Source organism: Verrucosispora sp. WMMD703 (assembly GCF_049178935.1).
GTDB lineage: Bacteria > Actinomycetota > Actinomycetes > Mycobacteriales > Micromonosporaceae > Micromonospora > Micromonospora sediminimaris.
This window is the reverse complement of the sequence record NZ_JBMHMM010000004.1, coordinates 2,551,460-2,570,306: the sequence shown is the minus strand read 5'-3', so window position 1 is coordinate 2,570,306 and position 18,847 is coordinate 2,551,460. Positions and strand designations below refer to the sequence as shown.

Here is an 18,847-nt window from a genome sequence, read left to right as displayed (position 1 = left end):
CGGACAGTCATGATCAGGTAACATATCGCACTTCTTGGGACATCGGTCGGCACACACCGTCACCGCTGGGTCAGAACAGCGCGAGCGGGTCGACCTGGAGGCGTACCGGCTCGGTCGCCTTGCGGGCGCTGCGTACCCCGGCCGCCGTGTGCAGCGCGCCGGCCATGTCGGCGGCCCGAGCCCTCGGCACCCGCACCAGCATCCGCTCCCGCTCGCCGTCGGCCGGCACCGGACCGAGCACTTCGGCCCCGTCGGGCAGCCGCGCCTGCGCCAACAGGTCGGCGACCGCGGCGGGCAGGCCCGTCACGCTGGCCATCCGCATCGCCGGCGGAAAGCCCAGCTCCCGCCGCTCGGCCAATTCCCGGGCCGCGAACCAGCCGGCGTCCCAGCGCAGCAGCGCCTGCACCGGCGCGAGCGCGCCGTCGGCGACCACCACCACCCGACCCCCGGCAGCGGCCGGCCGGGCCAGCGCCGCGGCCCCGGTCCAACGCCGCAACGCCTCCTCGCCGGCCCGCAGATCGGCGCGGGTGAGCAACGCCCAGGTGTCCAGCAGCAGCACCGCGCCGTAGCCGCCGGTCGCCACCGGCTCGGCCCCGGGAGTCGCGATCACCAGGCCAGCGCCGCCCGGGACGTCGGCCAACACCTCCTCGCGGCCGGAGGTGCGCACCGGCACCCCCGGGAAGGCCCGCCCCAGTTCCTCGGCGGTCCGCCGGGCACCGGTCACCGAGGCCCGCAGTCTCCGCCCGCCACACTGCGGACAGGCGTAGGCGGCGGCGATCCGGGCGCACCAGCGGCAGGCGGGCGACCCGCCGGCCGACGGCAACGCGAGCGGGCCGGCGCAGTGCGGGCAGCGGGCCGGCGTACGGCAGTCGGCGCAGGCCACCGAGGGCAGGTAGCCGCGCCGGGGCACCTGGACCAGGACCGGCGCATCCGCGCGTAGTGCCTCCCGGGCGGCGGTCCAGGCCAGGCTGGGCAGCCGGGCGGTCGCCGCACCGGGATCGCGGGCCAGTTGCGGGTCGTCGCCGGCCGGCACGATCGCGGGGGTACGCGCCCGCAGCACCGCCCGGTCGGCGATCACCTCGCGGGCCCAGCCGGTCTCCACCAGCAACTGCGCCTCGGCGGTACGGGCGTAGCCGCCGACCAGCGCGCCCGCCTCCGCCAACTGGGCCCGGGTCAGCAGCACCTCCCGGGCGTGCGGGTAGGGGGCTCGCGGCTCGGCGTGCAGATCGTCACCGTCGTCCCAGATGGCCACCAGTCCCAGCCGGTCGACCGGGGCGAACATGGCAGCCCGGGTGCCGATCACCACCGGGACGTCGCCACGGCGGGCGGCCAGGAACGCGCGGTAGCGCCGCGCCGGCCCGAGGGCGGCCGACAGGCAGACGTGCCGGCCCGAGCCGAGCCGTGCGGTCAGCGCGGCGTCGAGCCGATCGAGGTCCCGCCCGTCGGCCACCACCACCAGCGCGCCCCGGCCGGCGGCCACCGTGGCGGCGACGGCGGTGGCGTAACGGGCCGCCCAGTCCTCCCCCGGCAACGCCGACCACACCGCACGGGGCGAGCGCCCGTCGGCAAGTGCCCGCAGCAGCGCCGGCCCGGCCGGGTAGTCGCGCCATCCCTCCGGCGCCGGTGAACTTGGCGGGTCGGCCGGTGCCTCGTCGGCCGCCCGGACCTCGGCGGTGACCTCCTTCTCCACCCGGGCGTGCCGGGGTGGAACCGCCAGCCGCAGCACGTCGGCCAGGCTGCCGGCGTACCGGTCGGCGACGACCCGGGCCAGCCGGGCCACCTCCGGGGCGAGCACCGGCACCGGGGACACGACCTTGTCGAGGAACGCGAGCCGGGGGTGCTCGGATCGTTCGGTCCGCTCCAGCAGCCAGCCGTCTACCAGTTGGCCGGCGAAGCGCACCTTCACCCGTACCCCCGGCACGGCGTCGGCGGCGAGGGCCTGCGGAACCAGGTAGTCGAAGGGCCGATCCAGGTGGGCCAGGGGAACATCGACGCAGACACGGGCGACCGGCGACCCGTCAGCGGGCCGCCGGTCGTCACGCCGGGTGGTTGTCAGGCTCCCGCGGCCGACTTGAGGTCGGCGGCGCGGTCAGTGGACTCCCAGGTCAGGTCGGGCAGCTCGCGGCCGAAGTGGCCGTAGGCGGCGGTCTGGGCGTAGATCGGCCGCAGCAGGTGCAGATCCCGGATGATGGCGGCGGGACGCAGGTCGAAGATCTCGGTGACCGCCTTCTCGATCGAGGCCACCGGCACCGTCTCGGTGCCGAACGTCTCGATGAACAGGCTCACCGGATGCGCCTTGCCGATCGCGTACGCCACCTGCACCTCGCACCGCTCCGCGAGACCGGCGGCCACCACGTTCTTGGCCACCCACCGCATCGCGTACGCGGCCGAACGGTCGACCTTCGACGGATCCTTGCCGGAGAAGGCCCCACCACCGTGGCGGGCGTAGCCACCGTAAGTGTCCACGATGATCTTCCGCCCGGTCAGGCCCGCGTCGCCCATCGGGCCACCGATCTCGAACCGGCCGGTCGGGTTGACCAGCAGCCGGTAGCCCTCGGTGTCCAGCTCCAGGCTCTCCAGTTCCGGGGCGATGACGTGGTCCCGCACGTCCGGGGTGAGCAGCGACTCCAACGAGATGTCCGCGGCGTGCTGGCTGGACACCACCACCGTGTTCAGGCGTACCGGACGCAGGCCGTCGTACTCGATGGTGACCTGGGTCTTGCCGTCGGGACGCAGGTAGGGCACCGTGCCGTCCTTGCGTACCGCGGCGAGCCGGCGGGCCAGCCGGTGCGCGAGCGCGATCGGCAGCGGCATCAGCTCGGGCGTCTCCGAGCAGGCGAAGCCGAACATCATGCCCTGGTCACCGGCGCCCTGCGCGTCCAACGCGCTCTCCGACGTCCCGGTACGCAACTCGAACGCGTTGTCCACGCCCTGCGCGATGTCCGGCGACTGGGCGCCGATGGAGACACTGACCCCACAGGACGCCCCGTCGAAACCCTTCTTCGACGAGTCGTAGCCGATACCCAGGATCGTCTCGCGCACGATCGTCGGGATGTCGGCGTACGCCTTGGTCGTCACCTCACCGGCGACGTGCACCTGACCGGTGGTGATCAGGGTCTCGACGGCCACTCGGCTGTGCGGATCCTGCGTCAACAGGGCATCGAGGATGCCGTCACTGATCTGGTCGGCGATCTTGTCCGGGTGGCCTTCCGTGACCGATTCGGACGTGAAGAGGCGGCGTGTCACGGTACTCCTAAGTTCTTGGACGTCGTTCCGCGGCAGTGTAGTCACTAACCGTCGACGGCATCGTCCACGGTCGTCTTGCGTCCAACCGTCAGGAGAAGTCACCCGGCCAACCGGGCGACCACCAGGTCCCACACCCCGTCGGCGAGATCCTCCTTGGACCGCTCGGGTATCCGGGTGACCGAGCCGTCCACGCTGATGACCGTGGCCGCGTTGGTCTCGGCGCCGAAGACCTTGTCCGGCCCGACCTCGTTGATGACGATGAGGTCGGCCCGCTTACGGGCCAGCTTGGCCCGCCCGTTGGCCTCGGCGTCGCCGGTCTCGGCGGCGAACACCACCAGCACCTGCTCCGGCCGACGACGCTGACCCAGCTCGGCGGCGATGTCCGGGTTGGTCACGAGTTCGATGATGGGTGCCGTGCCGTCGTCCGATTTCTTGATTTTGCCAGGCGCGTACGTCGCGGGTCGGAAATCTGCCGGAGCCGCCGCCATCACCACCACGTCGGCGTCCACTGCCGCCTTCAGGGTGGCCTCCCGCAGTTCGCCGGTGGTGCCCACGCGGATCAGGTCCGCACCGGCCGGGTCGGGAAGTGTGACGTTGGCGGCGATCAGCGTGACCCGGGCACCCCGGGCGAGGGCGGCACGGGCGAACGCGTAGCCCTGCTTGCCGGAGGAGCGGTTGCCCAGGAAGCGCACCGGGTCGAGCGGTTCCCGGGTGCCACCGGCGGTGACCACCACCCGACGGCCGGTCAGGTCGGCCGGCGCGTCGGCGCCGCGAGCCAGGATGCGGCGGGCCACCGCGAAGATCTCCGTCGGCTCCGGCAACCGGCCCTTGCCGGTGTCGACACCGGTGAGTCGCCCCACGGCCGGCTCGACGACCCGGACGCCCCGGGACCGCAGCGTCGCGACGTTGTCGACGGTGGCCGGGTGTTCCCACATCTCGGTGTGCATCGCCGGCGCCAGCAGCACCGGGCAACGGGCGGTGAGCAGGGTGTTGCTGAGTAGATCATCGGCGAGGCCGTGGGCGGCGCGGGCCAGCAGGTCGGCGGTGGCGGGTGCGACCACCACCAGGTCGGCCTGCTGGCCGAGGCGTACGTGCGGCACCTCGTGCACGTCGGACCAGACGTCCTCGGCGACCGGCTGCCCGGAGAGCGCCGCCCAGGTCGGCGCGCCGACGAAGCGCAACGCGGCTGCCGTCGGCACCACCCGCACCTGGTGGCCCGACTCGGTGAACAGGCGCAGCAACTCGCACGCCTTGTAGGCGGCGATCCCGCCGCCGACGCCGAGGATGATCCGGGCGCTCATCGACGGGCGGAGGATTACGGCTGGTCGGTCGGCTCAGCGGTGAGCAGGCCAGCGTTGATCTCGCGCATCGCGATGGAGAGCGGCTTCTCCTGGGGAGTGGTCTCGACCAGCGGGCCGACGTACTCCAGCAGGCCCTCACCGAGCTGGCTGTAGTAGGCGTTGACCTGGCGGGCGCGCTTGGCCGCGAAGATGACCAGCGCGTACTTCGACGTCGTCTTCTCCAGGAGCTCGTCGATCGGCGGGTTGGTGATGCCTTCGGGGTTGGCGATGGATCCCACGGATAAACCTCTGCGTCTTTCGCACGGACCGCGCGTGAGCGCGGCGCCGGCGCTCAACCGCGCGGACGCGGCCGGGCCGGAGCCAGGAAGGAAGAACCGATGAATCCTACCAGTTCGTCCACGACCCGCTCGATGCGGTCGGCCGACACGCTGAGGTCGAAGGCCGTCACCACCGGCGGGCCCGGCAGTCGACCGGGCGGATGGAGCAGGACGAGTCGTGCCCCCGGCCAGCCCGCCCGGACCAGCAGCGCACCGTCGAGGTCCAACGCGAGCAGCACCGGCTGCCCGGCGGCGAGCCGGCGGCGTAGCGGGGCGGCCTCCGTGCCGCGCCGGTGAGCGCCGAACCGACTCCACTCCAGCAGCTCGCCGGCGGCAAGCCGGCGGTCGAACTCCTCAGCCGTGACGAAGTGTCGGTGGACGCCGTCCAGTTCGTTGCCCCGGCGGGGCCGGGTGGTGACCGCGACCGGCGTCCACACTGACGGAGAACGCGCCCGGATCAGCTCGACGACACTCTCCCTACCGGCGCCGGATGGGCCAGCCAGGACAGTGAGCCGAGCCGCCGGGCGCGCCTCGTCATCCAAGCTCACTGCTTGTTTCTACCCGCAGTCGTGCTCAGTTGGCGGCGAACTCCCCAAGCAGCGCCTTGCGCTGCTGCTCGCCGAGGCCACGCAGGCGGCGACTGTCGGCGATCTTGAGCTTCTCCATGATTTGAGTAGCCCGGATCTTGCCGATGCCCGGCATGGCCTGCAGCACAGCCGACACCTTGAGCTTGCCGACGACATCGTCGGACTCGGCCCGCTCAAGAACGGCTCCGAGGGTGGTCTTGCCCTGCTTGAGCTGCTCCTTCAGCTCGGCACGGGCTTTGCGGATCTCCGCAGCCTTTTCCAGCGCGGCTGCGCGCTGCTCGGGGGTCAGTGACGGGAGCGGCACCAGTTCTCCTCAGGTCCCTATCGCGACGGGCGGGACGCACCGCCGCATCTGTGAAACGTGGTGTCGCTGTGAACCAAGGGGTTCCCAGCGCGGGGAAAACTAGCGGTCAACGGAGCTTTCGGCAACGTGGGCGCGCAATGATCACCACAAAGTGACCGAGCCATCAGTCAGTCAGGACATCGCCAGGACCGCCCGACACTCGGTCACGGCGCGGTCCGCGGCGGCCCGCAGCGCGTCCGGATCGGGCCCGGCGCCCAGCACCTCACGGGAGTACGCGGGCAGCACGGCGGGCAGCGCGGAGCCGAAGACGACCCGCAGATCGGCTGCCGTGGCACCCTGCGCTCCGAGCCCGGGGGCGAGCAGCGGCCCGTTCACCGCAGACAGGTCGCAGCCGGTCTCTCCGACCGTCGCGCCGATCACGGCACCGACGCTCCCGAGCGGCTCCGCACCCGCGTTGAGCTGGGAAATCTCGTCGAGGATCGTTTGCGCGACGCTGCGGCCGTCGGCGCCGCGGGCGCGCTGCACCGAGGCGCCCTCGGGGTTGGAGGTGAGCGCCAGGACGAACACGCCGCCGCCGTGCTCGGCGGCCAGCTCGAACATCGGGGCCAGCGATCCGACCCCCAGGAAGGGGCTCGCGGTCACCGCATCGACATACATGGGGCTGGATGGATCAAGGTAGGCCGACGCGTACGCCTGGACCGTCGAACCGATGTCGCCGCGCTTGGCGTCGAGGAGAACGAGCGAGCCGAGATTTCGTAACTGTCGGATAGTTGACTCAAGGACCGCCACCCCTTGAGACCCGAATCGCTCGAAGAACGCCGACTGGGGCTTGACCACCGCAACCCGGTCACCGAGCGCGTCCACGACGGTCCGGGCGAAGCGGTCGAGGCCGGCCACATCGTCGTCAAGGCCCCACCGGGACAGCAACGCCGGGTGCGGGTCGATCCCCACGCAGAGCGGTCCGCGCTCGTCCATGGCCCGGTGCAGCCGGGCGCCGAAACTCTCCATGTCGCCAGTGCCTTCCTCTCGTCCCGGCCGGGCTTCCACCCGTCCGCGCCTACTCAGCAGGCCCGGATCGGGGTGCCGCCGGGCTACTCCAATTCGCGATGCCTGCCGAACACGCCTACTCAAATCCAGCCGAGGGCCGATACCCGCCTACTCAGCCCGCCGCTACCGCTGCCGAGATACCCGACATCACGACGGCGAGGTCGGCGTCCGTGGTGACGTACGGCGGCATCGTGTAGACCAGATCCCGGAACGGACGCAGCCACACCCCCTGCGCCACGGCGGCGGCCGTGGCCGCGCCGAGATCCACCTCGTGGTCCAACTGGACCACGCCGATTCCGCCGAGCACCCGCACGTCCGTCACACCCGGTGCGCCGCGCAACGGCTCCAGCCCCGACCGCAGACCCCGTTCCAGCCGCGCCACCTGCCCGGCCCAGTCACCGGCCCGCAGCAGGCCCAGCGACGCGTTGGCCACCGAGCAGGCGAGCGGGTTGCCCATGAACGTCGGGCCGTGCGCGAGCACACCACCGGCCCGGATGCCCCGCGCGACCTCCGCCGTGCACAGCGCCGCGGCCAGAGTCAGATAGCCGCCGGTGAGCGCCTTGCCGACGCAGAGCACGTCCGGGGTGACCCCGGCATGCTCGGCGGCGAACATCGTCCCGGTACGGCCGAAACCGGTGGCGATCTCGTCGAAGATCAGCAGCACGCCGTGCGCCCGGGTCACCTCGCGCAGCACCCGCAGATAGTGCGGGTGGTGGAAACGCATCCCGCCGGCACCCTGCACCACCGGTTCCACGATCACCGCGGCCAGCTCGTGGGCGTGCCGCTCCACCGCGTCGATCAGCGCCGCCTCGTACGCCGGATCGGGCGGGCTGTCGAAGCCACCCGGCGGCATCGGGGCGAAGACCTGCCGCGGCAGCACGTCCCCCCAGAGGTGGTGCATGCCACCCTCCGGGTCGCAGACGCTCATCGGATGGAACGTGTCGCCGTGGTACCCGCCCCGCCAGGTGCCCAGCCGGTGTCGCTGCGGCCGGCCGGTGGCCCGCTGGTACTGCAGGCACATCTTCACCGCGACCTCGACACTCACCGAACCCGAGTCGGCCAGGAACACGTGCTCCAGCCCGTCGGGCGTCACCTCGACCAGAGTGCGGGCCAGCTCCACGGCCGGCGCGTGGGTCAGTCCGCCGAACATGACGTGACTCATCCGGCCCAACTGGTCGACCACCGCCGCGTCCAGCACCGGATGCCGGTAGCCGTGGATCGCCGCCCACCAGGAGGACATCCCGTCGACCAGCTCGCGGCCGTCGGCCAGCCGCAGCCGTACCCCCTCGGCGCTCTCCACCAGGTACGGCGCCACCGCCGGCGGCAGCGCGGCGTACGGATGCCACACGTGCGCCGCGTCGGCGGCGAGAACCTCCTCCGGCGTCATCGGTCCTCCTTGCGTCCCCTTTGCTCTGCTTCACCGGACGCCCGGGTTCCGCGCCGAAACCGTTGCGTGGGGTGAAGCAGAGCAAAGGGGGGTGGTGAGTGGGTGGTGTTCGTCAGGCGCCGGTCGTGGCCGGACGCACGGCACCCGCAGCCGCGCGGGCGACGGCCCGGGGCAGCGCCGGGCCACGGTAGATGAACCCGGTGTAGAGCTGCACCAGGCTGGCGCCGGCGTCGAACATCCGGGCCGCATCGTCGGGGTCGACGATGCCGCCGACGCCGATGACCGGCAGTCGCCCGCCCGTCTCGGCGTGCACGAAGGCGACCACCTGCCGCGCCCGGTCGGCCAGCGGACGGCCGGACAGCCCACCGGTCTCGCCGGAACGTCCCCGGTCGGTCGGGGCCAACCCGTCCCGTCCGAGGGTCGTGTTCGTGGCGATCACTCCGGCGGCGCCGCGAGCCAGGCACACCTCCAGCAACTCGGCGATGGCCGGCTCGGTGAGGTCGGGAGCGATCTTCACCAGCACCGGCTTCTCCCCCACCAATGCCGCCAACAGCGCGTCCAGATGCTCCCGGTCCTGCAAGGCGCGCAGCCCGGGGGTGTTCGGTGAGGAGACGTTGACCGCGAAGTAGTCGCCGTGCTCGCGCAACGCGCGGTACGACTCGCGGTAGTCCTCCACCGCGTCCTCCAGCGCCGTCACCTTCGACTTGCCCAGCGAGATTCCAAGCGGTACGCCGAGCGGTCGCGGCAGCGCCGCCAGCCGGTCTGCCAGCGCCTGCGCCCCGGCGTTGTTGAAGCCCATCCTGTTGATCACGGCCTCGCTGTCGACGAGCCGGAACAGCCGGGGCCGGGGATTGCCTGGTTGGGGACGCGCCGTCACCGTGCCGACCTCGACGAAACCGAAGCCCAGTGCCGGCCACGCCGGCAGCGCCACCCCGTCCTTGTCCATCCCGGCGGCCAGGCCGACCGGGTTGGGAAATGACACCCCGAACACCGTGCGCGGCGCCGACACGGCGTACCGGGCCCGCAACGCCGCCAGCGCCACCGGCGTCCGGGACAGCGCGGCCAGCCGCCGCAGGGTGAACTCGTGCGCCGCCTCCGCGTCCCCACCCCCGACCCGGAACAACCCCCGCCGAACGGTCCGTTCGAAGATCACGCCGCCCCTCCCCGATGCCATGCGTCGATCAAGAAGTTCTGGTCCCGCCGAGGGCCACCCGAGGACCAAAACTTCTTGATCGACGAGAACGGGGTGGTGGCCGAGGGGTGGGGGGTCACTGGGCGGACCGGAGGGTGGCGTGGAGGGCCTGGAGGGGGCGTACCTGCATGTCGCCGCGGATCCTCGCCTCGATTCCCATGACCGCGGCGGCGGCGCCGGGGACGGTGGTGACGCAGGGGATGTCGGCGGTGACCGCGGCGCTGCGGATCTCGTAACCGTCCGAGCGGGCGCTGGCACCCGAACCCTGTGGCGTGTTGATCACAAGAGCGACGTGGCCACCGAGGATCAACGACACCGCGTCGTCCTCGGAATCGGCCTCGTAGTGCTTCGGGACCTGCTCGCAGGCGATGCCGTGCCGGCGCAGCACCTCGGCGGTACCGCTGGTCGCGACGATGTCGAAGCCGAGATCGGCCAGCCGCTTGATCGGGAAGATCATGCCGCGCTTGTCGCGGTTGGCCACCGAGACGAAGATCCTGCCCTCGGTCGGCAGCGACCCGTACGCCGCCGACTGTGACTTGGCGAAGGCGTGCCCGAAGGCGGTGTCGATCCCCATCACCTCGCCTGTCGACTTCATCTCCGGGCCGAGCAGCGAATCCACCCCCTTGCCCGCCGGGGTACGGAACCGCTTGAACGGCAGCACCGCCTCCTTCACCGCGATCGGGGCGTCCGGCGGCAGCGAACCGCCGTCCCCGGTCGTCGGCAACATGCCCTCGGCGCGCAACTCGGCCAGGGTCGCGCCGAGCGCGATCCGGGCCGCCGCCTTCGCCAGCGGCACCGCCGTGGCCTTCGAGACGAACGGCACGGTACGCGAGGCGCGCGGGTTGGCCTCCAGCACGTACAGCGCGTCGTCCTTCAGCGCGTACTGCACGTTGAGCAGCCCGCGTACGCCGATGCCCCGCGCGATGGCCTCGGTGTACCGGCGGACCTGGGCCACGTGCGAACTGGCCAGGGTGATCGGCGGCAGGGCGCAGGAGGAGTCGCCGGAGTGGATGCCCGCCTCCTCGATGTGCTCCATGATCCCGCCGAGGTAGACCGCGCCGTCGGCGTCGCAGAGCGCGTCCACGTCGATCTCGATGGCGTCGTCGAGGAAACTGTCGACAAGCACCGGATGGTCCGGCGAGATGTCGGTGGCCCGGCCAATGTAGTCGCGCAGCGTGGCGTCGTCGTAGACGATCTCCATACCCCGCCCGCCGAGCACGTACGACGGCCGGACCAGCACCGGGTAGCCGATCTCGTCGGCGATCTCCTTCGCCTCCTCGTACGAGGTGGCGGTGCCGTGGTCCGGCGCGCGCAGGCCGGCCCGGGCCAGCAGCGATCCGAAGGCGCCGCGTTCCTCGGCCAGGTGGATCGACTCCGGTGAGGTACCCACCACCGGCACCCCGGCGTCCTTGAGTCGCTGGGCCAGTCCGAGCGGGGTCTGCCCACCCAGCTGCACGATCACGCCGACCACGCCCGGCCCGCCGACGGCCCGGCCGGAGGAGTCCTCCGCGTGCCAGACCTCCAGCACGTCCTCGAAGGTCAGCGGCTCGAAGTAGAGCCGGTCGGCGGTGTCGTAGTCGGTGGAGACGGTCTCCGGATTGCAGTTGACCATGACGGTCTCGTAGGACCCCTTCAGGGCCATGACCGCGTGCACGCAGGAGTAGTCGAACTCGATGCCCTGCCCGATCCGGTTCGGTCCGGAACCCAGGATCAGCACCTTGGGCCGCGCCGAGCCGGCCACCTCCGTCTCCTCGTCATAAGCGGAGTAGTGGTACGGGGTGGTGGCCTCGAACTCCGCGGCGCAGGTGTCCACCGTCTTGTAGACCGGCCGGAGGCCGAGGCGGTGCCGCAGCGTACGGACCCCGTCCTCGGCGGCCAGTTCGGGACGCAGCGCGGCAAGCTGCCGGTCGGAGAGGCCGGCCCGCTTCGCCCGGCGCAGCAGCTCCGCGTCCAGCACCGGCGCCGCCACGATCTCCGCACGCAACTCGACCAGGGCGGCGATCTGGTCCAGGAACCACGGGTCGATGCCGCCGGAGGCGGCGCTGACCTCGGCGATCGAGGCACCGAGCCGCAACGCCCGCTCCACCGTGTAGAGCCGCCCGTCGTGCGGCATGCCCAGCGCGGCGAGGGTGTTCTCCTTCGTCGCCCCGACCGGGTCGGGCACGGTCCAGAAGCCGGCGGCCTTGGTCTCCATCGAGCGCATCGCCTTGTTCAGCGCCTCGGGGAAGTTGCGCCCGAGGCTCATCGCCTCGCCGACCGACTTCATCGTGGTGGTCAGCTCCGGATCCGCGCCGGGGAACTTCTCGAACGCGAACCGGGGGATCTTCACCACCACGTAGTCAAGCGTCGGCTCGAACGCGGCCGGCGTCTTGCGGGTGATGTCGTTGGGGATCTCATCGAGGGTGTAGCCGATGGCCAGCTTCGCGGCGATCTTCGCGATCGGGAAGCCGGTCGCCTTCGACGCCAGCGCCGACGAGCGGGACACCCGCGGGTTCATCTCAATGACGACGATGCGACCGTCGGCCGGGTTCACCGCGAACTGGATGTTGCAGCCACCGGTGTCCACGCCGACCTCGCGCAGCACCGCGATGCCCAGATCCCGCAGGTGCTGGTACTCCCGGTCGGTGAGCGTCATGGCCGGCGCCACGGTCACGCTGTCACCGGTGTGCACGCCCATCGGGTCGACGTTCTCGATCGAGCAGACCACCACCACGTTGTCGTGGCGGTCCCGCATGAGTTCGAGTTCGTACTCCTTCCAGCCGAGCACGCTCTCCTCGATGAGCACCTCGTGCACCGGGCTGGCAGCCAGCCCGGCACCCGCGATGCGTTCCAGGTCGGCATCGGTGTGCGCCATGCCCGAACCGAGACCACCCATGGTGAACGACGGCCGGATCACCACCGGCAGGCCCAGCTCGGCCACCGTCTCGCGGACCTCGTCCATCGAGTGGCAGACCCGCGAACGCGGCACCAGGCGAGCCGGATCCTCGACGCCGAGGCGTACGCCGGCCTTCGCCACGATCTCCTTGAACAGCTGCCGGTCCTCGCCGCGCCGGATCGCGTCGATGTTCGCGCCGATCAGCTCGACGCCGTACTTCTCCAGCACCCCGGCCTCGTGCAACGCCACGGCGGTGTTCAGGGCGGTCTGCCCACCCAGGGTGGGCAGCACCGCGTCCGGACGCTCCTTGGCGATGACCAGCTCGACGAACTCCGGGGTGATCGGCTCGACGTAGGTGGCGTCGGCGAACTCCGGGTCGGTCATGATGGTGGCCGGGTTGGAGTTGACCAGGCTGACCCGGATCCCCTCGGCGCGCAGTACCCGGCACGCCTGAGTACCCGAGTAGTCGAACTCGCAGGCCTGTCCGATGACGATCGGTCCCGACCCGATCACCAGGATGTGCTTGAGATCGGTCCGCTTAGGCATTGGTACGCCCCCCACTGAGAGCCCGGCCGTCGATCAGCTCGGCGAAGCGGTCGAAGAGATAGTCCGCGTCGTGCGGGCCGGCCGCCGCCTCCGGGTGGTACTGAACGGTGAAGGCGGGCACGTCGCGCGCCCGCAGCCCTTCGACCACGTTGTCGTTGAGGCAGACATGCGACACCTGGACGCCGCCGAACTCGGTCTCGATCACCTGGTCCGGCACCACCGCGCCCGGCCGTGCCCCGGGCACCTGCACCGCGAAGCCGTGGTTGTGGCTGGTCACCTCGACCTTGCCGGTGACCCGGTCGAGCACGGGCTGGTTGATGCCCCGGTGGCCGTAACCGAGCTTGTAGGTGCCGAAGCCGAGCGCCCGGCCGAGGATCTGGCTGCCGAAGCAGATGCCGAACAGCGGCACCTCGCGGCGCAGCACCTCGCGGGCCAGCGCGACCGGCGCGTCGGCGGTCGCCGGGTCACCGGGGCCCGGTGAGAAGAAGACCGCGTCGGCGCCGGTGGCCAGCAGGTCCTCGATTGTCGAGTGGGCCGGCAGCACGTGGGTGGTCACGCCCCGGGCGGCGAGCCGGCGCGGCACGTTGCGCTTGATGCCCAGGTCCAGCGCGGCCACCGTGAACCGGTGCTCGCCCTCGGCGTCGACCACGTACGGCGTCGCGGTCGTCACCTCGGCGGAGAGGTCCGCGCCGAGCATCTGCGGCGACTGGCGGACCCGTTCGAGCAGCGCCCGGGGATCGTCCTCGACGCTGGAGACGCCCACCCGCATCGCGCCACGTTCGCGCAGGTGACGGGTGAGGGCCCGGGTGTCCACGCCGCTGATGCCGACCACGCCCTCGGTGGCCAGCCGGTCCTCCAGCCCGCCGGTGGCCCGCCAGTTGGAGCTGATCCTGGCCGGGTCACGCACCACGTAACCGGCCACCCAGATCCGGCGTGACTCGTCGTCGGAGGTGTTGACGCCGGTGTTACCGATGTGTGGAGCGGTCTGCACCACCACCTGACGGTGGTACGACGGGTCGGTCAGCGTCTCCTGGTAACCGGTCATCCCGGTGTTGAAGACCGCCTCGCCGAAGGTCTCCCCGACGCTGCCGTACGCCTCGCCGTGGAAGGTGCGCCCGTCCTCCAGGACGAGAAGAGCCGACCTGCGCTTCACTTGAGAGCCTTTCCGTCCAGGACCGTCGCCTCGCCACGCAGGAAGGTCGCCACGATGCGACCCGGCAGCGTCATCCGGGCGTACGGGGTGTTGCGACTACGGCTGGCCAGTTCCGCCGGCTCGATCACCCGACGGGCCGCCGGGTCGACCAGGGTGAGGGTGGCCGGTGCCCCGGGGGCCGGGTCGTGGCCGTGTTCGGTGAGCCCGGCGATCCGGGCCGGCGTACGGGACATCCGCTCGGCGATCAGGTCCCACTGCGGACCCAGCACGTCGAGCGCGATGGACAGCGCCGTCTCCAGCCCGAGCATGCCCGGCCGGGCGTACGCCCACTCGCACTCCTTGTCCTCCACCGCGTGCGGGGCGTGGTCGGTGGCGATGATGTCGATCACCCCGTCGACAAGCGCGGCCCGCAGCGCGGCGATGTCGGTCGCGGTACGCAGCGGCGGGTTGACCTTGAAGACGGGGTCGTAGGTCTCGGCACGTGTGTCGGTGAGCAGCAGGTGATGCGGGGTCACCTCAGCGGTGACGCGTACCCCCCGGGCCTTGGCGTGGCGCAGCACCTCGACGCTGCCGGCGGTGGAGACGTGGCAGATGTGCAGCCGGCTGCCGACGTGCTCGGCCAGCAGCACGTCCCGCGCGATGATCGCCTCCTCGGCGACCGCCGGCCAACCGGTCAGGCCCAGCCGGGTGGAAACCTCACCCTCGTGCATCTGCGCCCCCTCGGTGAGCCGGGGCTCCTCGGCGTGCTGGGCGATGATGCCGTCGAACGCCTTCACGTACTCCAGCGCACGGCGCATCAGCCGGGGGTCGGCGACACAGTGCCCGTCGTCGGAGAAGATCCGCACCCGGGCCGCCGACTCGGCCATCGCGCCGAGTTCGGCCAGCCGCTCCCCGGCCAGGCCGACGGTGACCGCGCCGATCGGCTGCACGTCGACCAGCCCGGCCTCGCGGCCGAGCCGCCACACCTGCTCGACCACACCCGCGGTGTCGGCCACCGGCGAGGTGTTCGCCATCGCGCAGACCGCGGTGTAGCCGCCGAGCGCCGCCGCCCGGGAACCGGTCTCGACCGTCTCGGCGTCCTCCCGGCCGGGCTCACGCAGGTGGGTGTGCAGGTCGACCAGGCCGGGCAGGGCGACCAGCCCGTCGGCGTCGATCACGGTGGCATCCGACGCGGACAGGCCCGTGCCGGTCTCGACGACGACGCCGTCGCGGATCAGCAGGTCGGTCGGTGCGGCGCCGAGGATGCTGACGTTCCTGATCAGGTACGAGTTCACCGGTTGTTCCCCCCGAGCAGCAGGTAGAGGACGGCCATCCGGACGGAGACACCGTTGGCGACCTGTTCGACGATGGTGGAGCGGGGCGAGTCCGCGACCTCCGGCGTGATCTCCATGCCCCGGTTCATCGGGCCGGGATGCATGACGATGGCGTGCTCCGGCAGTCGGCCCATCCGCGGCCCGTCCAGGCCGTAGCGGCGGGCGTACTCGCGGGCGGACGGGAAGTACGAGTCGTTCATCCGCTCCCGCTGCACCCGCAGCATCATCACCACGTCCGACGAGGGCAGCACCGCGTCGAGGTCGTAGCAGACGTCGGTGCCCGGCGCGAGAGCGGCGGCGATGTCGACCGGGATGAGCGTGGGTGGCCCGACCAGGGTCACCTTGGCGCCGAGGGTGGACAGCAGCAACACGTTGGAACGGGCCACCCGGGAGTGCAGCACGTCACCGACCACCGCCACCGACAGGCCGGCCAGGCGGCCCAGCCGGGACCGCATCGTGTACGCGTCGAGCAGCGCCTGGGTGGGGTGCTCGTGGGTGCCGTCGCCGGCGTTGACCACCGAACCGTCGACCCAGTCGGCGAGGCGGTGCGGGGCCCCCGAGGCGGGGTGCCGGACCACCACCGCGTCGGCCCCCATCGCCTGCAGGGTCAGCGCGGTGTCCTTCAGGCTCTCGCCCTTGGCGACGCTGGAACCCTTCGCCGAGAAGTTGATCACGTCGGCGCTGAGCCGTTTGGCCGCCGCCTCGAACGAGATCCGGGTGCGGGTCGAGTCCTCGTAGAAGAGATTCACCACGGTCCTGCCCCGCAGCGCGGGCAACTTCTTGACCTCGCGACCGGCCACCGCGGCCATCTCGGCGGCGGTGTCCAGGATCTGGGTGGCGGTGTCGGCGTCCAGGTCGGCGCCGGAAAGCAGGTGCCTGATCATCGGGCCTCCTCCCCGTAGAGCCGGACCTCGTCCGTGCCGTCGGTCTCGACCAGCGTCACCTTGACGCTCTCGGCCAGGGCGGTCGGGATGTTCTTGCCGACGTAGTCGGCGCGGATCGGTAGCTGCCGGTGCCCCCGGTCGACCAGGACGGCGAGTTGCACCGAAGCGGGCCGCCCAAGGTCACCGAGCGCGTCGAGGGCCGCCCGGACGGTCCGGCCGGAGAAGAGGACATCGTCGACGAGGACCACCCGCTTGCCGTCGATGCCACCGGCCGGCAACTGGGTGGGGCCGACCGCCCGGGTGGCGTTCCGGCGCAGGTCGTCGCGGTAGAGAGTGATGTCGAGCACGCCGACCGGCACGGAAATGCCCTCGAAGGCGCTGATCCGGGCGGCGAGCCGGCTGGCGAGGGGGGCACCCCGGGTGGGGATACCGAGCAGCACGGTGTCAGCCGCGCCCTGGGTCTTCTCGAGGATCTGGTGAGCGATGCGGTCGACCACGCGTTGCAGGTCGGCGCTGGTCAATATCACCTTCACCGAGGGTTGTCGCGGCGGCGACGACGGGGCAGCCGATGGGTAGGCCACGGCGGACCTCCTTCCCCGCCTCACGGGACGGGTCGTTAAAGGACGTCGGATCCTCCCGGCCAGCCGGGAGTGGCCGGCGCAGGGGCTTCGGCAACGTTACCAGTGGTCGTCGCCGCCTCGACGCGCGGGCACCAGCTACGACGGCGTCACCCGTCGCCGTTGGCTGACTGGCCAGTCAGCCAGGCGAAACGGGACAACTCACCCGGGGTACACAACGGGAAGATCGCGACCACTTGACCACGTGTACGAATCCCCGTACCGTCACGCTCCGTAGCGAATCGCTGGGAGAACCCGAGCAGCACTGGGAGTGTCCGAATGCCCTCTGAATACGCCAAGTCTCTGGGCGCCCGCCTGCGCTCCATCCGCCAGCAGCAGGGCCTGTCCCTGCAGGGGGTGGAGGAGAAGTCGAACGGGCGTTGGAAGGCGGTTGTGGTCGGCTCGTACGAGCGCGGCGACCGGGCCGTCACGGTGTCCCGTCTGGCCGAGCTGGCCGAGTTCTACCGCGTGCCGGTCTCGGAGTTGCTGCCCGACGGCAGCGGGGTACGACACGAACCCACCAGCAAGATCGTTCTGGACCTGGAGCGCCTCTACGACGAGGCCAGCGAGGATCTCGCCTACGTGGCCCGCTACGCGCGCGCCATCCAGCAGCAGCGCGGCGACTACAACGGCCGGGTGCTGTCGATCCGTGCCGACGACCTGCGCGCCCTCGCGATCGTCTACGACGCCTCGCCGTCCGGCCTGATCGAGCGGCTGACCGAGCACGGCGTACTTGTCGCCGACCCCCGGGCGTTCTTCGCCTCCTGAGATTCGACCACGCGAAAGGGCCCGTGCCGGACGCACGGGCCCTTTCGTCGCTTCCGTCGCTGATGCGCGACACCCATCGGCGGCGTCCGCCCACCTCAACGGGTGGCGTACTCGGCGATCCGGCCGAGCAGACCGTTGAGGAAGCGGGGCGAGTCGTCGGTCGACATCTGCCGGGCCAGCTCCACCGCCTCGCTGATCGCCACCGCGTCATCGATCTCGTCGAGATACAACAGCTCGTAGACTGCGATCCGGGCCAGGTTGCGGTCGACCACAGGCATCCGGTCCAGCGTCCAGCCCTCGGCGTAGCTGGAGATCAGCTCGTCGATCCGGTCCAGGTGCCCGGCCACCCCCTCGACCAGGCCGACCGCGTACCCGAGGTGGTCGGGACGCGGCTTCTCGATCCGCTCGACATAGCCGGCCAGCACCTCGACCGGCGGACGATCACGCAGGTCGGCCTCGAAGAGCACGTCCAACGCCCGCTTGCGCGCCTTGCGACGCGCCGGCATCTGCTGCTTCGGACCCTCGGACATCAGGCGCGGCCGAGGTAACGGCCGTCGCGGGTGTCGACCTTGATCTTCTCGCCGGTGGTGACGAAGAGCGGCACCTGAACGGTCGCGCCCGTCTCCACCGTCGCTGGCTTGTTGCCACCGGTGGACCGGTCGCCCTGCAGGCCCGGCTCCGTGTAGGTGACCTCCAGCACGACCGAGGTCGGCAGCTCGACGTAGAGCGGCACGCCCTCGTGGGTGGCCACGATCGCCTCGGCTTCGGGCAGCAGGTAGTTGGCTGCCTCGCCGACCGTCCCGCCCATCACCGTGATCTGGTCGAACGTCTCCATGTCCATGAAGACGTAGTCCTCGCCGTCGGCGTAGAGATACTGCATCGTGCGCTTGTCGACGGTCGCGGTCTCAACCTTGGTGCCCGCGTTGAAGGTCTTGTCGACCACCTTGCCGGAGAGCACGTTCTTCAGCGTGGTACGCACAAACGCACCACCCTTACCGGGCTTGACGTGCTGGAACTCGACGACGGACCAGAGCTCTCCGTCGAGGTTGAGTACCAGGCCGTTCTTCAGGTCGTTGGTGGTGGCCATTTCCTGCCTTGATCATCATTTGGCGGACAGACCTGGCAAGTCTACTAGCCGCCTCGCGACCCGCCGACCGCCGTCGGCCGCCCGCGAAGGTCCACCGCCGGTCGACAGGTCCAGCCCGGCTCGGCCTGCCAGCATGCGGCGCACTGAACCCGCCTGTGCAGCACTGTCAGTGACACTCCGCCCCGCCCCCGACTTATCAACCCGCTCCCTTTGCTCTGCTTCA

General features: G+C 71.2%; 17 protein-coding genes. 1 reads left to right on the top strand and 16 read right to left on the bottom strand.

Going from position 1 to position 18,847, the window contains the following annotated elements:
- Window positions 1-70: 70 nt before the first annotated feature.
- The 14 genes from ACN26Z_RS12320 to pyrR form a co-directional block, all read right to left on the bottom strand.
- Window positions 71-2,056, bottom strand: coding sequence for a primosomal protein N' (locus ACN26Z_RS12320; RefSeq protein ID WP_421464632.1), 1,986 nt, complete (start codon window positions 2,054-2,056; stop codon window positions 71-73).
- Window positions 2,053-3,246: a methionine adenosyltransferase gene (gene metK, locus ACN26Z_RS12315; protein WP_093404322.1), complete on the bottom strand. Its 1,194-nt coding sequence runs from the start codon at window positions 3,244-3,246 to the stop codon at window positions 2,053-2,055. The genes ACN26Z_RS12320 and metK overlap by 4 nt, the downstream gene beginning before the upstream one ends.
- Window positions 3,247-3,344: 98 nt before the next feature.
- The gene (coaBC, locus tag ACN26Z_RS12310) at window positions 3,345-4,547 is read right to left on the bottom strand and encodes a bifunctional phosphopantothenoylcysteine decarboxylase/phosphopantothenate--cysteine ligase CoaBC (protein ID WP_421461274.1); all 1,203 of its coding nucleotides are present in this window, start codon (window positions 4,545-4,547) and stop codon (window positions 3,345-3,347) included.
- Window positions 4,548-4,561: 14 nt separating this feature from the next.
- Window positions 4,562-4,825 carry a DNA-directed RNA polymerase subunit omega gene (gene rpoZ, locus ACN26Z_RS12305; RefSeq protein WP_007075826.1) on the bottom strand — a complete coding sequence of 88 codons (264 nt, stop codon included), beginning with the start codon at window positions 4,823-4,825 and terminating at the stop codon, window positions 4,562-4,564.
- A gap of 53 nt (window positions 4,826-4,878) precedes the next feature.
- A complete protein-coding gene (locus tag ACN26Z_RS12300; RefSeq protein ID WP_282239148.1) occupies window positions 4,879-5,412 on the bottom strand; it encodes a guanylate kinase in 534 nt (177 codons plus the stop codon).
- 25 nt (window positions 5,413-5,437) lie between these two features.
- Window positions 5,438-5,755 (bottom strand): integration host factor, actinobacterial type, encoded by a 318-nt coding sequence (gene mihF / locus ACN26Z_RS12295; RefSeq protein WP_007458370.1) that lies wholly within the window; start codon window positions 5,753-5,755, stop codon window positions 5,438-5,440.
- Between the two features lie 171 nt (window positions 5,756-5,926).
- A complete protein-coding gene (gene pyrF / locus ACN26Z_RS12290) occupies window positions 5,927-6,763 on the bottom strand; it encodes an orotidine-5'-phosphate decarboxylase (RefSeq protein WP_421461272.1) in 837 nt (278 codons plus the stop codon).
- A gap of 151 nt (window positions 6,764-6,914) precedes the next feature.
- Window positions 6,915-8,189, bottom strand: a complete 1,275-nt coding sequence (locus ACN26Z_RS12285; RefSeq protein WP_421461269.1) for an adenosylmethionine--8-amino-7-oxononanoate transaminase — start codon at window positions 8,187-8,189, stop codon at window positions 6,915-6,917.
- A gap of 112 nt (window positions 8,190-8,301) precedes the next feature.
- On the bottom strand, window positions 8,302-9,342 hold the full coding sequence (locus tag ACN26Z_RS12280) for a quinone-dependent dihydroorotate dehydrogenase (protein ID WP_421461267.1): 1,041 nt from the start codon (window positions 9,340-9,342) through the stop codon (window positions 8,302-8,304).
- Window positions 9,343-9,457: 115 nt separating this feature from the next.
- Window positions 9,458-12,802: a carbamoyl-phosphate synthase large subunit gene (carB, locus tag ACN26Z_RS12275; protein ID WP_421461264.1), complete on the bottom strand. Its 3,345-nt coding sequence runs from the start codon at window positions 12,800-12,802 to the stop codon at window positions 9,458-9,460.
- The gene (gene carA, locus ACN26Z_RS12270) at window positions 12,795-13,955 is read right to left on the bottom strand and encodes a glutamine-hydrolyzing carbamoyl-phosphate synthase small subunit (protein WP_093404340.1); all 1,161 of its coding nucleotides are present in this window, start codon (window positions 13,953-13,955) and stop codon (window positions 12,795-12,797) included. The genes carB and carA overlap by 8 nt, the downstream gene beginning before the upstream one ends.
- Window positions 13,952-15,229 carry a dihydroorotase gene (locus ACN26Z_RS12265; RefSeq protein ID WP_093404343.1) on the bottom strand — a complete coding sequence of 426 codons (1,278 nt, stop codon included), beginning with the start codon at window positions 15,227-15,229 and terminating at the stop codon, window positions 13,952-13,954. Before ACN26Z_RS12265 ends, carA begins: the two co-directional genes overlap by 4 nt.
- On the bottom strand, window positions 15,226-16,152 hold the full coding sequence (locus ACN26Z_RS12260; RefSeq protein WP_093404346.1) for an aspartate carbamoyltransferase catalytic subunit: 927 nt from the start codon (window positions 16,150-16,152) through the stop codon (window positions 15,226-15,228). The genes ACN26Z_RS12265 and ACN26Z_RS12260 overlap by 4 nt, the downstream gene beginning before the upstream one ends.
- Entirely contained in the window at window positions 16,149-16,733 is a 585-nt protein-coding gene (gene pyrR / locus ACN26Z_RS12255) for a bifunctional pyr operon transcriptional regulator/uracil phosphoribosyltransferase PyrR (RefSeq protein WP_093404350.1), read from the bottom strand. The genes ACN26Z_RS12260 and pyrR overlap by 4 nt, the downstream gene beginning before the upstream one ends.
- Before the next feature lie 315 nt (window positions 16,734-17,048).
- On the opposite strand from pyrR, the gene ACN26Z_RS12250 reads away from it, so the two are divergent.
- Window positions 17,049-17,537: a transcriptional regulator gene (locus ACN26Z_RS12250; protein ID WP_007458348.1), complete on the top strand. Its 489-nt coding sequence runs from the start codon at window positions 17,049-17,051 to the stop codon at window positions 17,535-17,537.
- Between the two features lie 95 nt (window positions 17,538-17,632).
- Here ACN26Z_RS12250 and nusB read toward each other — a convergent pair whose 3' ends face one another.
- Complete coding sequence (nusB, locus tag ACN26Z_RS12245; RefSeq protein ID WP_170863437.1) at window positions 17,633-18,043, bottom strand: transcription antitermination factor NusB; 411 nt, start codon at window positions 18,041-18,043, stop codon at window positions 17,633-17,635.
- Window positions 18,044-18,066: 23 nt separating this feature from the next.
- Window positions 18,067-18,624 carry an elongation factor P gene (efp, locus tag ACN26Z_RS12240; RefSeq protein WP_093404355.1) on the bottom strand — a complete coding sequence of 186 codons (558 nt, stop codon included), beginning with the start codon at window positions 18,622-18,624 and terminating at the stop codon, window positions 18,067-18,069.
- Between the last annotated feature and the right edge of the window lie 223 nt (window positions 18,625-18,847).

Coding starts and splice junctions, on each gene's coding strand:
- carB (WP_421461264.1), bottom strand. CDS start 12,802: ATGCCTAAGCGGACCGATCTCAAGCACATCCTGGTGATCGGGTCGGGA.
- efp (WP_093404355.1), bottom strand. CDS start 18,624: ATGGCCACCACCAACGACCTGAAGAACGGCCTGGTACTCAACCTCGAC.
- ACN26Z_RS12260 (WP_093404346.1), bottom strand. CDS start 16,152: ATGATCAGGCACCTGCTTTCCGGCGCCGACCTGGACGCCGACACCGCC.
- coaBC (WP_421461274.1), bottom strand. CDS start 4,547: ATGAGCGCCCGGATCATCCTCGGCGTCGGCGGCGGGATCGCCGCCTAC.
- ACN26Z_RS12285 (WP_421461269.1), bottom strand. CDS start 8,189: ATGACGCCGGAGGAGGTTCTCGCCGCCGACGCGGCGCACGTGTGGCAT.
- nusB (WP_170863437.1), bottom strand. CDS start 18,043: ATGCCGGCGCGTCGCAAGGCGCGCAAGCGGGCGTTGGACGTGCTCTTC.
- pyrF (WP_421461272.1), bottom strand. CDS start 6,763: ATGGAGAGTTTCGGCGCCCGGCTGCACCGGGCCATGGACGAGCGCGGA.
- ACN26Z_RS12250 (WP_007458348.1), top strand. CDS start 17,049: ATGCCCTCTGAATACGCCAAGTCTCTGGGCGCCCGCCTGCGCTCCATC.